14 protein-coding genes are annotated in these 13,705 nt (G+C 54.6%); 11 read left to right on the forward strand and 3 right to left on the reverse strand.

Annotated features, from left to right (window positions below):
- The first annotated feature begins 2 nt into the window (after positions 1-2).
- The 8 genes from J4E58_RS30505 (at position 3) to J4E58_RS30540 (ending at position 9,082) form a co-directional block, all read left to right on the forward strand.
- A complete protein-coding gene (locus J4E58_RS30505) occupies positions 3-1,115 on the forward strand; it encodes a UDP-2-acetamido-2,6-beta-L-arabino-hexul-4-ose reductase (protein WP_087092925.1) in 1,113 nt (370 codons plus the stop codon).
- A gap of 27 nt (positions 1,116-1,142) precedes the next feature.
- Positions 1,143-2,273: a non-hydrolyzing UDP-N-acetylglucosamine 2-epimerase gene (gene wecB, locus J4E58_RS30510; RefSeq protein ID WP_087092927.1), complete on the forward strand. Its 1,131-nt coding sequence runs from the start codon at positions 1,143-1,145 to the stop codon at positions 2,271-2,273.
- A 14-nt stretch (positions 2,274-2,287) separates the two neighbouring features.
- Positions 2,288-3,541, forward strand: a complete 1,254-nt coding sequence (locus tag J4E58_RS30515; RefSeq protein ID WP_087092929.1) for a glycosyltransferase family 4 protein — start codon at positions 2,288-2,290, stop codon at positions 3,539-3,541.
- Positions 3,541-4,503, forward strand: a complete 963-nt coding sequence (locus tag J4E58_RS30520; RefSeq protein WP_087092931.1) for an SDR family oxidoreductase — start codon at positions 3,541-3,543, stop codon at positions 4,501-4,503. Before J4E58_RS30515 ends, J4E58_RS30520 begins: the two co-directional genes overlap by 1 nt.
- On the forward strand, positions 4,503-5,534 hold the full coding sequence (locus tag J4E58_RS30525; RefSeq protein WP_087092933.1) for a glycosyltransferase family 4 protein: 1,032 nt from the start codon (positions 4,503-4,505) through the stop codon (positions 5,532-5,534). Before J4E58_RS30520 ends, J4E58_RS30525 begins: the two co-directional genes overlap by 1 nt.
- A gap of 88 nt (positions 5,535-5,622) precedes the next feature.
- Entirely contained in the window at positions 5,623-7,617 is a 1,995-nt protein-coding gene (locus J4E58_RS30530) for a nucleoside-diphosphate sugar epimerase/dehydratase (RefSeq protein ID WP_087092935.1), read from the forward strand.
- A 112-nt stretch (positions 7,618-7,729) separates the two neighbouring features.
- Entirely contained in the window at positions 7,730-8,062 is a 333-nt protein-coding gene (locus J4E58_RS30535) for a helix-hairpin-helix domain-containing protein (protein ID WP_087092937.1), read from the forward strand.
- Positions 8,063-8,287: 225 nt separating this feature from the next.
- A complete protein-coding gene (locus J4E58_RS30540) occupies positions 8,288-9,082 on the forward strand; it encodes an SDR family oxidoreductase (protein ID WP_087092939.1) in 795 nt (264 codons plus the stop codon).
- 28 nt (positions 9,083-9,110) lie between these two features.
- On the opposite strand, the gene J4E58_RS30545 is transcribed toward J4E58_RS30540, so the two are convergent.
- Positions 9,111-9,677 (reverse strand): TetR/AcrR family transcriptional regulator, encoded by a 567-nt coding sequence (locus J4E58_RS30545; RefSeq protein WP_087092941.1) that lies wholly within the window; start codon positions 9,675-9,677, stop codon positions 9,111-9,113.
- A gap of 197 nt (positions 9,678-9,874) precedes the next feature.
- On the opposite strand from J4E58_RS30545, the gene J4E58_RS30550 reads away from it, so the two are divergent.
- Together J4E58_RS30550 and J4E58_RS30555 are read left to right on the forward strand one after the other, a co-directional pair.
- Positions 9,875-10,528, forward strand: a complete 654-nt coding sequence (locus J4E58_RS30550) for a GntR family transcriptional regulator (protein WP_087092945.1) — start codon at positions 9,875-9,877, stop codon at positions 10,526-10,528.
- A gap of 15 nt (positions 10,529-10,543) precedes the next feature.
- Complete coding sequence (locus tag J4E58_RS30555) at positions 10,544-11,395, forward strand: DUF1989 domain-containing protein (protein ID WP_081360182.1); 852 nt, start codon at positions 10,544-10,546, stop codon at positions 11,393-11,395.
- A 76-nt stretch (positions 11,396-11,471) separates the two neighbouring features.
- Here J4E58_RS30555 and J4E58_RS30560 read toward each other — a convergent pair whose 3' ends face one another.
- The gene (locus J4E58_RS30560; RefSeq protein WP_007931351.1) at positions 11,472-11,639 is read right to left on the reverse strand and encodes a DUF2897 family protein; all 168 of its coding nucleotides are present in this window, start codon (positions 11,637-11,639) and stop codon (positions 11,472-11,474) included.
- A gap of 167 nt (positions 11,640-11,806) precedes the next feature.
- Positions 11,807-13,192, reverse strand: coding sequence for an ethanolamine permease (gene eat, locus J4E58_RS30565; RefSeq protein WP_087092947.1), 1,386 nt, complete (start codon positions 13,190-13,192; stop codon positions 11,807-11,809).
- A 415-nt stretch (positions 13,193-13,607) separates the two neighbouring features.
- Between eat and kdpF the strand changes: the two genes are divergently transcribed.
- The gene (gene kdpF / locus J4E58_RS30570) at positions 13,608-13,697 is read left to right on the forward strand and encodes a K(+)-transporting ATPase subunit F (protein ID WP_007899818.1); all 90 of its coding nucleotides are present in this window, start codon (positions 13,608-13,610) and stop codon (positions 13,695-13,697) included.
- Positions 13,698-13,705: the final 8 nt, after the last annotated feature.

The following is a 13,705-nucleotide window of genomic DNA, read 5'->3' on the forward strand; positions in this document are numbered from 1 at the left end:
AGATGAAGGTCCTGATTACCGGTATAAACGGCTTTATCGGCAAGAATCTTGAGACCCATTTGCGTGAGCGCAGTGACATCGAGATTTTGCGTTTCGGCCGAAACGACGCCAGTGCATTGCTTAAGACGCTGGTTGCTGACGCTGATTGTGTCGTCCATCTGGCTGGGGTAAATCGTCCTCAGGATCCAGCAGAGTTCAAGAGTGGCAATAGTGATCTCACGCAGTTGCTCTGTGACGCCGTAGCTGCTAGCGGGCGCAAGCTATCAGTTATATATACATCGTCTACGCAGGCCGACTGCGACAATCCTTACGGCGTCAGCAAGCTAGCAGCAGAGCAGGCACTCAATGATCTGGCAGACAAGCACGCGATTGATCTGCATGTTTTTCGCCTTCCCAATGTTTTTGGGAAGTGGGCCAGGCCGAACTATAATTCGGCGGTAGCGACGTTCTGCCATAATATTTCACGTGGTTTACCCATCAGTGTTCATGATGAGCAGGCAGCGATCAAGCTGGTCTATGTCGATGATGTGATACGGCATTTCATCGACATTCTGGACGGTCGCGCCGCTCCAGACCGTCATGCACAGGTTCAACCTGTGTACTCCACGACCGTCGGTGCTGTAGCGGAGAAAATACAAGCGTTCCGTGACAGTCGCTCGACACTGATCAGTGAGGCTGTTGGAACAGGCTTGACCAGAGCGCTGTACTCGACTTATCTCAGTTACCTGCCCCCAGAGTCTTTTACCTACGAGGTTCCCAAGTATGGCGACCCTCGTGGCGTATTTGTGGAAATGCTGAAGACCCCCACTGCAGGTCAGTTTTCCTATTTTACCGCTCACCCTGGGATTACTCGTGGTGGTCATTATCATCACACCAAGACTGAAAAGTTTCTTGTCATCAAGGGCCACGCTCGCTTTCGCTTTCGTCAGATCATTTCGGGCGAATTTTACGAACTGCAAACTACAGGTGAGCAGCCGGTGATTGTAGAAACTGTCCCCGGCTGGACACACGACATCACCAATGTCGGCAGCGACGAAATGATTGTGATGCTGTGGGCCAATGAGATTTTTGATCGCGAACATCCGGATACCTTCGCGTTGCCACTGAGCCCTTGAGGCTGATCGATTAGGTAGAGGATTGTGATGAAGAAGTTGAAAGTAGTGACTGTTGTTGGGACACGTCCTGAAATTATTCGCCTGTCACGTGTCATTTCGGCACTGGACGAGCACTGTGATCATGTCTTGGTACACACAGGTCAGAATTATGATTACGAACTGAATGAGATTTTCTTTCAGGATCTTGGTATTCGTAAGCCGGATCACTTTCTGAGTGCTGCCGGCACGACGGGCGCAGAAACGATAGGGAATGTCATCATTTCGGTCGACCGTGTACTAGCAGAAATTATGCCGGACGCGCTACTGGTCCTGGGTGATACCAACAGCTGTATGGCTGTCATTCCAGCTAAGCGTCGCAAGATCCCAACCTTTCACATGGAGGCTGGTAACCGATGTTTCGACATGCGTGTGCCCGAAGAAATCAACCGACGTATTGTGGATCACACAGCAGATATTAATTTGACCTACAGCACCATCGCGCGTGACTACCTGCTACGTGAAGGGTTGTCGCCAGATAGGGTTATCAAGACCGGCAGCCCGATGTTTGAAGTGCTTAACTACTACCGTGAGCGCATCGACTCGTCGGATGTGCTAGAGCGACTCGGGCTTGAGAAGAGCAAGTTTTTTGTCGTCAGTGCGCACCGTGAAGAGAATATTGACTCCGATACTAATTTTGGCAAGCTCGTCCAAGTGCTGAATACAGTCGCGGCACACTATGACTATCCGGTAATTGTCTCCACTCATCCACGGACACAGAAACGTGTCGATGCCATGGGGATAAAGTTTCACAAGAACGTTCGCCTGCTAAAACCGCTTGGTTTCATGGACTACAACAAGTTGCAGCTTGAGTCAAAAGCGGTACTTTCTGATAGTGGTACAATCAATGAAGAATCCTCAATTCTCAATTTCCCTGCATTGAATATTCGGGAGGCGCATGAGCGCCCAGAGGGCATGGAAGAAGCCGCTGTGATGATGGTTGGCCTTGAAGTCGAGCGAGTGATGCAAGCCCTGCAGGTGCTGGATGGTCAAAGCCGAGGTGAAATACGCAGTTTGAGGCTGGTGGCAGACTACAGTATGCCCAATGTGGCCGATAAGGTAGTGAGGATTGTTCACAGCTATCTTGACTATGTAAACCGAGTAGTTTGGAAAAAATACTGAGTTGAGCTGTGGGAATGACTGAAAGTAAATTAAGGATTTTAGTGGTTACTCAGTATTTCTGGCCTGAGAATATGCGGATCAATGATTTGGTTCGCGATTTTTCGGAAAAAGGTCATGAGGTAACTGTCTTGACGGGATGGCCAAACTATCCTGAAGGTAAGGTTTTCTCTGAGTATAAAACCAATCCTGAGGGCTTCAAGAGTTACTTCGGTGCACGTATAGTCCGAGTTCCGCTGGTCTCACGTGGCAAAAGAAGTATCAGTTTGATACTGAACTATCTTTCTTTTTTTATCAGCGCTTCCACATTAGGTGCTGTGACGCTTCGTAAAAAAAAATTCGATGCTGTTTTCGTGTATGCGGTATCTCCAATTATGGCTGCGATTCCTGCGGTTTTAATTGGGTGCATGAAAAGGGTTCCGGTTTATATCTGGATTCTTGACCTTTGGCCGGAAACCCTTCGAGCTGTCGGTGTGCTCCGACATCCCACTATGTTGGCTATGGTTGGGAGAGTAGTCTCATGGATCTATAATCGTGCCGATTACTTGCTCTTACAGTCCAAAGGCTTTTCAAATAATGTAAAGCAATATTGCACCAAAGAAATTTCTCCAGAACGATTGGTTTATTTTCCGAGTTGGGCGGAAGATGATTTCTCAGACTCCCCAGTAAAATCATCAAATTTGCTTGAGCGCGATGATACTACCTTCACTGTCGTGTTTGCCGGAAACCTGGGTGACGCACAAGACCTGCCTGCAGTTTTGGATGCTGCGGAGTCATTGAAGGATAGCGCTTCGGTACGCTGGGTGATTGTGGGTGACGGGCGCATGAGTAAATGGTTGGGCGAACAAGTTGAATTAAGAGGTTTGAAAAATGTGCTGCTGTTGGGTCGACATCCGCTAAGCGCCATGCCCGAAATCTTTGCCTGTGCCGATGCATTACTGGTTTCGCTAAAAACCAACGATGTGTTCGAGAAAACGGTTCCCGGAAAAGTCCAGGCCTATTTGGCGTCGAGCAAACCAGTCCTAGGGATGATCAATGGTGAGGCCGCGAGAATAATTGAAGAGTCTGGTTGCGGTTTCTCTTGTCCCTCAGGCGATGCTCAAGGGCTTGCGCAAATTACCCTGAGATTGGCAACGACTGATTCTGCTCAACGTGAAACGATGGGCCAAGCTGGTCGTTCGTATTATTTGAGTCATTTTTCTAAAGTTACTCTTTTGGAGCGTTTGGAAGTGCTGTTCCGCGCAGGGACTTTACGAAAGGATATCAAGTAATGCCGAAATCCGTGTTTCTAACCGGTGCAACCGGTTTCGTTGGCGGAGCGACTCTTAGCCGTTTGGTCGCCAAAAACTACACTGTCATTGCCGCTTTACGTAAAGGGGCGAATGTACTTGGAAATCATGTTGCGAAGATCCACGTGGACAACATTGATGGAGCTACTGACTGGCAGAAGAGTCTTGTCGGTGTGGACGTTGTCATACATTCGGCTGCTCGTGTTCATGTAATGAATGATGCTGAAGCTGATCCCTTGGCTGCATTTCGACGGGTCAATGTGGAGGGCACGCTGAATCTGGCACGTCATGCCGCCGCTGCCGGCGTCCGACGTTTTATCTTTATCAGTTCGATCAAGGTAAACGGAGAAGGTACCCTACGAAATACTGCCTATTCGCCGGAGGATACTCCTGCCCCGGCGGATCCCTATGGAATCTCCAAGATGGAGGCCGAGCAAGGGCTTCGTATGCTCGCAGCTGAAACCGGGATGGAGGTTGTTATTATCCGGCCAGTGTTAGTTTATGGCCCCGGGGTGAAAGCTAATTTTCGGAATATGATGCAGTGGCTTGATAAAGGTGTTCCCCTGCCTTTTGGATTAATTCATAACAGCCGCAGTCTTGTCGCCCTGGATAATCTGGTGGATTTGATCCTCACTTGCATCAATCACCCGGCGGCTGCCAATCAGATCTTTCTGGTCAGTGATGGCGAAGATCTTTCTACAACGCAATTACTGCGAAAAATGGCATTTGCTCTTGGACGGCCGGCGCGTCTTTTGCCAATACCTTCCTGGGTGTTAGGCGGTGGAGCGACATTGTTGGGCAGAAAGGCTCTATCAAATCGGTTGTGCGGGTCGTTGCGGGTTGATATCAGTAAAACACGCTCCCTGCTTGGTTGGTCTCCACCGATCTCTGTGGATGACGCGCTGAAGGCTACTGCACAATATTTTCGAGAAAGTAAAATATAATGATCTATTGGTGGTTGATTCCGGCGGTGGCCGGTGTTTCGTTGATACTGACTGCGGTATTGCGACGTTATGCCCTGGCCCGCAGCATTGTTGATATTCCGAACTCTCGAAGCTCTCATTCGATACCCACTCCTCGAGGTGGGGGAGTCGCAATTGTCCTCGCATTTTTGTTGGTACTGCCAGTTTTGGCTTGGGCGCAGTTGGTACCTACAGCAACGCTGATCGCCATAGGCGGTGCTGGTGCGCTGGTAGCCGTGATCGGATTTATGGACGATCACGGTCATATTGCTGCTCGTTGGCGTTTGCTTGGGCATTTTTGCGCTGCGGTTTGGGCGTTGTTCTGGTTGGGCGGTTTGCCTGCTATAACTTTGTTCGGAGTCAGTCTGGATTTAGGTTGGTTGGGTTATGTATTGGCCGCCTTGTACCTTGTCTGGATGCTCAATTTGTACAACTTCATGGACGGAATCGATGGCATCGCTAGCGTGGAGGCGATGTCAGCATGCTTAGGCGCTTGTCTGCTCTATTGGCTTAGTGGTTTCGATAGTCAGATTTGGGCTCCGCTGATACTGGCTATGGCGGTAGGCGGGTTTCTTTTCTGGAACTTCCCACCTGCACGCATTTTCATGGGTGATGCGGGGAGCGGTTTTTTGGGGATGGTGCTTGGAGTTGTATCCATTCAGGCCGCCTGGACCTCGCCACAATTACTCTGGGTTTGGCTGATACTTTTAGGAGTATTCGTTGTGGATGCGACGTTCACCCTGATCCGGCGTCTGATACGCGGTGACAAGGTTTACGAAGCTCATCGCAGTCACGCGTATCAGTTTGCGTCACGAAGATATCGCAAGCACCTGCCCGTCACTCTGGCGGTCGGCGTAATTAATATTGGCTGGTTATGGCCCATCGCGTTTTGCGTTACCTATTTCGGGCTGGATGGTGCGCTGAGTTTGATTATCGCGTACATCCCTCTGATAATTCTTGCTGTAAAATTTCATGCAGGTGAAATTGAGAAAAACCAGGCGCTCGGTAGCTGATATTTTTTCTTGAGATGATGCGTGCGCCATGAGACGTACACCAGTCAAATATGTCAATAGGGGAGCGTTCGAGGTGTCTGACGGAGTTATGAATAAGTTACGCACACTATTGCTAGATTTACCGCGACGCCAGAAACGACTTCTTCAAGTTTCGGCCGACATTTTGCTGGTATGGGTGGCGCTATTGCTGGCGTTTGCCGTTCGTCTCGGCATCGACGAAATGGTAAACCCTATCAGCAATCATTTCTGGCTTTTCTTAGCGGCGCCTATTGTTGCTATCCCGTTGTTCATTCGTTTTGGTATGTACCGTGCGGTGATGCGCTACTTTGGAAACGATGCCCTGATAGCAATCATCAAGGCGGTCAGCTTGTCATCACTGGTACTTGGGGTTGTCGTCTATTGGTACAGTAATCACCAGAATGTCGTTCCTCGTTCGATCATTTTCAACTATTGGTGGTTGAGCCTGATCATGATCGGGGGATTGCGCTTGGCCATGCGCCAGTACTTTTTGGGGGACTGGTTCAGTGCTGCGCAGCACGTTCCATTCACAAATAGGGAGGACGGTTTACCGAAAGTCGCTATTTATGGCGCAGGCGCTGCGGGTAATCAACTCGTTGCTGCCTTGCGGATGGGGCGGGTCATGCGCCCGGTTGCTTTTATCGACGATGATAGTGGAATTGCCGGCAGGGTCATTTCCGGTTTGCAGGTGTATAAGCCCAAACACATTCAGCAGATGATCGACAATACCGGCGCTCAGGAAATTCTCCTTGCCATTCCGTCATCCAACCGTGGTCGTCGTCGCGAAATCCTTGGCTTTCTCGAAGGTTTCCCACTACACGTCCGAAGCGTCCCAGGTTTCATGGACTTGGCCAGTGGCCGGGTCAAGGTCGACGACATTCAGGAAGTAGACATTGCTGATTTGCTTGGTCGTGATACGGTCCCTGCCCAGGGTGATTTGCTCGAGCATTGCATCAAGGGGCAGTCCGTGTTGGTTACGGGAGCTGGAGGATCTATCGGGTCTGAACTCTGCCGCCAGATCCTGACATTACGTCCCACTACGCTTTTACTGTTTGAACACAGTGAGTTCAATCTCTACAACATCTTGTCTGAACTGGAGCAACGAGTTGCTCGAGAGTCCTTGTCGACTCGCCTTTTGCCGATTCTTGGTTCTGTACGGAACCAAGATAAGTTGCTGGATGTTATGAAGTCCTGGCATGTGGACACGGTATATCACGCTGCAGCGTACAAGCATGTGCCAATGGTTGAGCACAACATTGCCGAAGGCGTGCTCAATAATGTGATCGGCACGCTTAATACGGCTCAAGCGGCGCTTCAGGCAGGTGTCGCCAACTTTGTATTGATCTCGACTGATAAGGCCGTACGTCCGACTAATGTAATGGGCAGCACCAAGCGTCTTGCCGAGTTGACGTTGCAGGCTCTCAGTCGAGAGTTGGCGCCAGTACTGTTCGGTGAAACGACTAATGTTTCACGTGTGAACAAGACGCGCTTCACGATGGTGCGGTTCGGTAACGTGCTGGGCTCGTCCGGCTCGGTCATTCCGTTGTTTCACAAGCAGATCAAGTCGGGTGGTCCTCTGACAGTAACCCACCCAAAGATCACTCGGTATTTCATGACCATTCCCGAAGCTGCGCAGTTGGTCATCCAAGCGGGTTCCATGGGGCAGGGAGGGGATGTTTTTGTCTTGGACATGGGGGAACCAGTGAGGATTGTCGAGCTTGCCGAGAAGATGATTCATTTGTCCGGCTTGAGTGTTCGTTCGGAAAAAAACCTGCATGGCGACATTTCTATTGAGTTCACTGGTCTGCGCCCGGGTGAAAAGCTTTACGAAGAGTTGCTGATCGGTGACAACGTGGCAGCCACACAGCACCCCATGATCATGAGTGCCAACGAGGACTACCTGTCTTGGGATGTATTGAAGATCAAACTGACCGAGTTGCTCAGCGCGGTTGATCAGGACGACTATGCACGTGTTCGGCAGTTGCTGCGTGACACCGTCAGCGGCTACACCCCCGATGGCGATATTGTCGACTGGATTTACCAGCAGCGTCGCCTCGAACCCTGAGCTTACACACGTTGTAACCCAGTCACTTTTGACTTGCCCGTGGCACCGCCTAGGTTTGGAGAGCAGCTTTGGAAAAGTTGCTCTCCCTAATCGATGTCATGGAGTGTCACTTATGCGTATCGCTTATTTCCCCTCTCTGGTCTTCGCTCTGATGGCCAGCCTTTCCTCCATTACCTACGCAGCACCTGCGGTCAATGCCGAGACCAAGACTTCGGCAGTGGCGCAGGTGGTCTCTTCGGAGCAGGCAGGCAAGATCGATCTGAACACTGCCGATGCGGCGGCCTTGCAGCGTGAGCTGTCCGGCATTGGTGCGGTCAAGGCGCAGGCGATCGTTAAGTATCGTGAAAGCAATGGACCTTTTGCCTCGGTAGACGAACTGCTCGAGGTCAAGGGAATCGGCAAGGCGATTCTGGAAAGCAACCGGGAAAAGTTGAAGGTCAACTGACGCTTCAATTCATGCACAAGGCCGATCATTGATCGGCCTTGTGTTTTTCGGGCCCATAGTGCGCAAAGCACCATAAGCAGGATTGCGCCATTCAATGTTGTCTATCGTCTCGATAGAATTATGATCGTAATATTTTATTAAATTATGACTATAATCAAACCGCTTCCCAAGCAGCGTATCAATTCCTTGTCTTTCCCTTCTCAAGCACTTTTCTGGAGAGCCGTCATGAATTCGATTTCCCCCAAGGGGCTGGCACTTGTCACCGGTGCTTCATCTGGCATCGGTGCGGTTTATGCCGAGCGGCTGGCCGCTCGTGGTTACGATCTGTTGCTGGTTGCACGCGATGAGCAGCGCCTGCAAACCGCCGCGACCCGGTTACGGGCCGAGCACAAGGTGCAGGTCGAAGTGTTGAAGGCCGATCTGACGCTCCAGGTCGATGTGCTGAAGGTCGAGCAGCGCTTGCGCTCCGACTCGAACATCAGTCTGTTGCTGAATAATGCCGGTATCGCGGCTGACGGAAGCCTGGCCGTTGCCGACACCGATCAGTTGGAGGCAATGATCCAGTTGAATGTGGTCGCGGTCACTCGTCTGGCTGCTGCGGCCGCCGCCAGCTTTTCGGCGGCGGGAAGAGGAGCGATCATCAATATCGCTTCGGTGGTGGCGCTGATTCCCGAGCGTTTTAATGCGACCTACAGCGCGACCAAGGCCTATGTCCTGAGCCTGACTCAATCGCTTGCTGCGGAATTGGATGGTAAGGGTGTGCAGGTCCAGGCGGTATTGCCTGGGGTGACCCGCACTGAGATCTGGGAGCGCTCGGGCATCGACGCCCAAGGGATTCCAGCCGAGATGATCATGGAAGCCACCGAGATGGTAGATGCGGCTCTGGTCGGTTTTGATCAGGGTGAGTTGATCACCATTCCCTCGCTACCTGACTCGGCTGACTGGGAGGCCTTTGTAGCTGCGCGTTTTGCCCTGGGGCCAAACCTGTCGAAAAGCAGTGCGGCTGCTCGCTACAAATAACGGTGTCGAGGCGGGAGGTTGGTGGAGATCACTCCGCCTGACCATCCTGTTTTTTCAGATGCTCGCGTGTTACCTCCAGTATCCGTTTGGCCAGGTCGGGGTTCTCGACACTGCGCGACAGCACCAGGGCCCCGACCAGGGTCGACATGATCACCAGGCTCTGGTCGGCGGCATTTTCTCCTTCGAGACTGGCCTCTACCTGTGCAAGTCGTGCATTGAGCACCGCATCAGTGGTGGGGCTGGCTTGCCCGCGCAGGCCCAGCTCCGATGACATGGTGGGCAGCGGGCAGCCTTCACCGGGGGAGGTCTGGTGCCACTCGGACAGGTAGCTGTCGATAAACGCCGATAGGGGGTGTTCCTGGGCAAATAGAGTGGCGCAGTGCGCATCGAGTTCTTCCGCCGCGGCCTGCAGGGCTTTTTCGACCAGTTCGTCCTTGGATTTGAAATGCGAGTAAAAACCGCCATGGGTCAGGCTCAGGGCTTTCATCAGTGGTTGCAGGCCTGTCGCCCCGATACCGTCGCGCCGAAAGCGCTCGGCGGCCTCCTTGATGATGCGTTGATGGGTTTGGGCTTTATGGTCGTGCGAGTAACGCATCGGGGGAAGTCTCCACAGCTAGAGAGTCATCTTACCCAAGGTTGACGGAAGGGGGATTGCACTATTAACCCCGGAAACCTCATTTTTCCCACTGAATGGCTAGAAAGACATGGTTCGTCAGTGAGCCAAGTATCAGTTGGCATGAATAGTGATTATTGGATATCCATAGATTGTTCAACAATCGCAAGGCGATATTCATGAGCAACGTACTGTCCCTGGCCGATCAGATAACCCTCGAATTACGTGCCGATATCATCGGCGGTCGCTTGCTGCCGGGCATGGCCCTGGTAGAAAACGATCTGGTCTGCGCCTATAACGCCTCGCGCAACACCATTCGCGAGGCCTTGCATCGCCTGGGGCAGGAAGGCCTGACCCGCTATGCACGCAACAAAGGCGTCACGGTGCGCAGGCTGGGCATCGATGAAGTGCGGGATCTGTTCCAGGTGCGCCGTACCCTGGAGTTGCAGGCCATTGCCTCCAGCAAACCGCTGCGTGACTACCAGTCCGACCGGATGCTCGAGGCTATCGAGGCCAGCGAACTCGCCCGCGAGCGCGAGGACTGGCGCTCGGTGGGCACCCACAGCCTGGCCTTTCATCAACACATCGTTGGTCTGATGCGCAGCCCCTTGTTCGATGAGTTCTTCACCAACGTCGTGGCGCAGATGCGCCTGGTGTTCTGTGCCGCCCCTGACGAGCAGCATTTTCAATCGCCCTGGCTGGCCCGCGACCGGCAGATCCATGACTTGCTCGCCGCTGGCGACAAGCAGGCCGCCAGCGAAACCCTGGCGGTTTACCTGGACGATTCCGAACGGCTGCTGCTCGACATCCTCAGCCACTCTTCCCGCCACTGATCGAGGGTTTCAACCATGTACAAAGACTATCCCGCGGCTTATCAGGTCAGCAAAGGTTCGGCCCTGCAGGTGGACACGGCCTTTTATGAGCGGGTCCGTGACAGCAAGGACCAGCGCACCTTGATCGAGCAATTCGAAGTGCCGATCCGTACCGGGCGCGCCTGGCATGTGCCGGCCGGGCATGTGTTCCGGGTGACCACGCCGGCCGGCCCGCAGGTCGGGGACTTCAACGTCTGGAATGCCAACGATCCGCGGGAGCGTCTGTGGGCGGCGCGTACCCGGCAGTTGCAGGGCGCGCATGTCAGTACCCATGACCGGTTGTGGTCGAACCTGCCGTTTTTGCGGCCACTGGTGACCATCACCGATGACAGCCTGGCCGGTTACGGGATCGACGAGCATGGCGGGCGCTTGCACGACCTGCTCGGCACGCGCTGCGATCCTTACGTGAACCGCATGCTCACCGGGGAGGACTTCCATCACCATTGCCATTCCAACCTGACGCGCGCGGTCCTGCCCCACGGCCTGACCGAGTTCGATGTGCATGACGTGCTGAACATCTTCCAGTGCACCGGGCTCAATCATGACGACATGTACTTCATGAAGGCCTGCCCCGCGCAGAAGGGCGATTACCTGGAGTTCTTTGCCGAAATCGATCTGTTGTGCGCGTTGTCGACCTGCCCGGGTGGCGATCTGTCATTGCCCATGTGGGGCCCGGAGGCTCAGGATCCACTCAGCGTCTGTCGGCCGTTGGGCGTGGAGATCTATCGGCTCGACGAGGCATTGCTCGAAGGCTGGAGCCAGCCTGAGCGGGCGGCCTACAAAGGTTTGCATGGCCTGCACATTGCCAAGGCTGCCTGGGAGAAATAGCGCTGCCGGCCGCAGGGGCGGATAAAAAAGCCCCGCCATTTCGAGAAGGGCGGGGCTGTTCGATCGGGTTATCCAGTCAGCGGTCCTGCGCGTCCTTGGCGTCCGCTTCCGCGTTGCGTTCAGCAACGCGCTTGCGTTGCTCATCGGTCAGTTCCACCTTGTTGGCGGTGTCGCGCAACATCATCAGACCGCCAACGATCGAGCCGATTGCAACGACCAGAATCAACCAGGCATACCAGGGCATAGGGCTCTCCTTGAGGGCATACCGGCGGGCGAGGAGTTTCGCCCGTCAAGCTGCCATACCACTTCGAGTTACAGCGTTTCGCAGTGGTTCCATTGTAGGCCTGATCTGCCCCGGCAACCTCTCTTGCATCAATCTTCTCGAAGGTTGCATTCGGCCTTGCAAGCCAACTACAGAGAGATGCCATCCCCTCGGAGCCCGGTCAGCATTGCATCCGCCGGCGCATCGGCGCGCAGTTGCGCGGTCAGTTGGAAATAAATGAAACCGGCCACCATGAAACCGAGGAAGATCAGGCCGATCAGGCTGTTGAACCAGGCCATCGCCACCAGGCAGACCACGGCCAGTGCCAGGGCTATGGCCGGGACCAGCGGGTAGCCCGGTGCGCGGAAGGTGCGTTCCAGGTGCGGCTCGGCCTTACGCAACTTGAACAGGCTGAGCATGCTCATGATGTACATCACGATGGCGCCGAATACGGCCATGGTGATCATCGCCGCGGTCAGGGTCATGCCTCCCAGGTTGATCAGGCCATCGCTGTAGATGGCGGCGATGCCGATCAGGCCGCCGGCGATGATGGCGCGGTGCGGCGTCTGGAAGCGTGACAGCTTGGCCAGCGACGACGGCAGATAGCCGGCGCGGGCGAGGGCGAAGAACTGCCGCGAGTAGCCGAGAATGATGCCGTGGAAGCTCGCCACCAGGCCGAACAGGCCGATCCACACCAGCATGTGCAGCCAGCCGGAGTTGTCCCCGACCACGGCTTTCATCGCCTGGGGCAGCGGGTCGTTGATGTTCGACAGGGTGCGCCAGTCGCCCACGCCGCCGGCGAAGAACATCACGCCCATGGCCAGCAGCACCAGGGTCAGAATGCCGCTGATGTAGGCCTTGGGGATGGTGCGTTTCGGGTCCTTGGCTTCTTCGGCGGCCATGGCCGCGCCTTCGATGGCGAGGAAGAACCAGATGGCGAACGGAATCGCCGCGAACATCCCGGCAATCGCCGGCGCGCCGAAGGTGTCCGAACCCGCCCAGCCGTTGAGGGCGAAGTTGCTGAAGCTGAAGGCCGGCGCGACCACGCCCATGAATACCAGCAGTTCCGCCACCGCCAGTACGCAGACCACCAGCTCGAAGGTGGCGGCGAGTTTGACCCCGAGGATGTTCAGCCCCATGAACACGATATAGGCGCCGACCGCCGCATGCTTCGGGTCCAGGGCCGGGAACTGCACATTCAGGTAGGCACCGATCGCCAGGGCGATGGCCGGTGGCGCGAAGACGAATTCGATCAGGGTCGCCAGCCCGGCGATCAGCCCGCCTTTTTCACCGAAGGCCCGGCGGCTGTAGGCAAAAGGGCCGCCTGCATGGGGAATGGCGGTGGTCAGTTCGGTGAAGCTGAAGATGAAACAGGTGTACATGGCCGCGACCATCAGCGAGGTCAGCAGAAAGCCCAGGGTGCCGGCGACGCCCCAGCCATAACTCCAGCCGAAGTATTCCCCGGAGATCACCAGCCCGACCGCGATCCCCCATAAATGCAGCGTGCCCAGCGTTGGTTTGAGTTGTGTGTTCATGCGTGGCTCCCGGAACGGAATGAAATGCTCGGGACTGCTCATTGCACCGCTCATGCCAGAGCGAAAACGGCCGTCGTAAAGCGCAAAAAGCTGTCGTATCGAGGATGTTTCCAGTTGTTTCGGGGCCGAAGGCGCCTGGGTTGGTGCACAGTCGTGCAACAGAGGAGGGCGGTGGAGCCTGGAGGCGCGCGATCGCGAGCAGGCTCGTTTCTACGTGCATCGTGCTTTTCCGGTGCAGCAGCAAACCGGCTGGCGATCCCTCCCCCTGGCCACGCCGATGGCCGGTGTAAATCCCGCGTAAAGCCTTTCTTTACGCTTTCTTTATGCGTCGCCCACGCCCTCGATCTCGTTCCTTTACAGCCTCCCTGCGGACAATGCCCCACACGCGGCGATTGCCGTACGACGGAGAGATTCCATGAGCGTTCTGGACGGGGTGTCCCTGCTGCTGGCAGTGGGGCTGTTCATCTATCTACTGGTTGCGCTGTTGCGCGCGGATCGGAACTAGGAGCGGCT

Source organism: Pseudomonas sp. FW305-25 (genome assembly GCF_017351415.1).
Classification (GTDB): domain Bacteria; phylum Pseudomonadota; class Gammaproteobacteria; order Pseudomonadales; family Pseudomonadaceae; genus Aquipseudomonas; species Aquipseudomonas chlororaphis.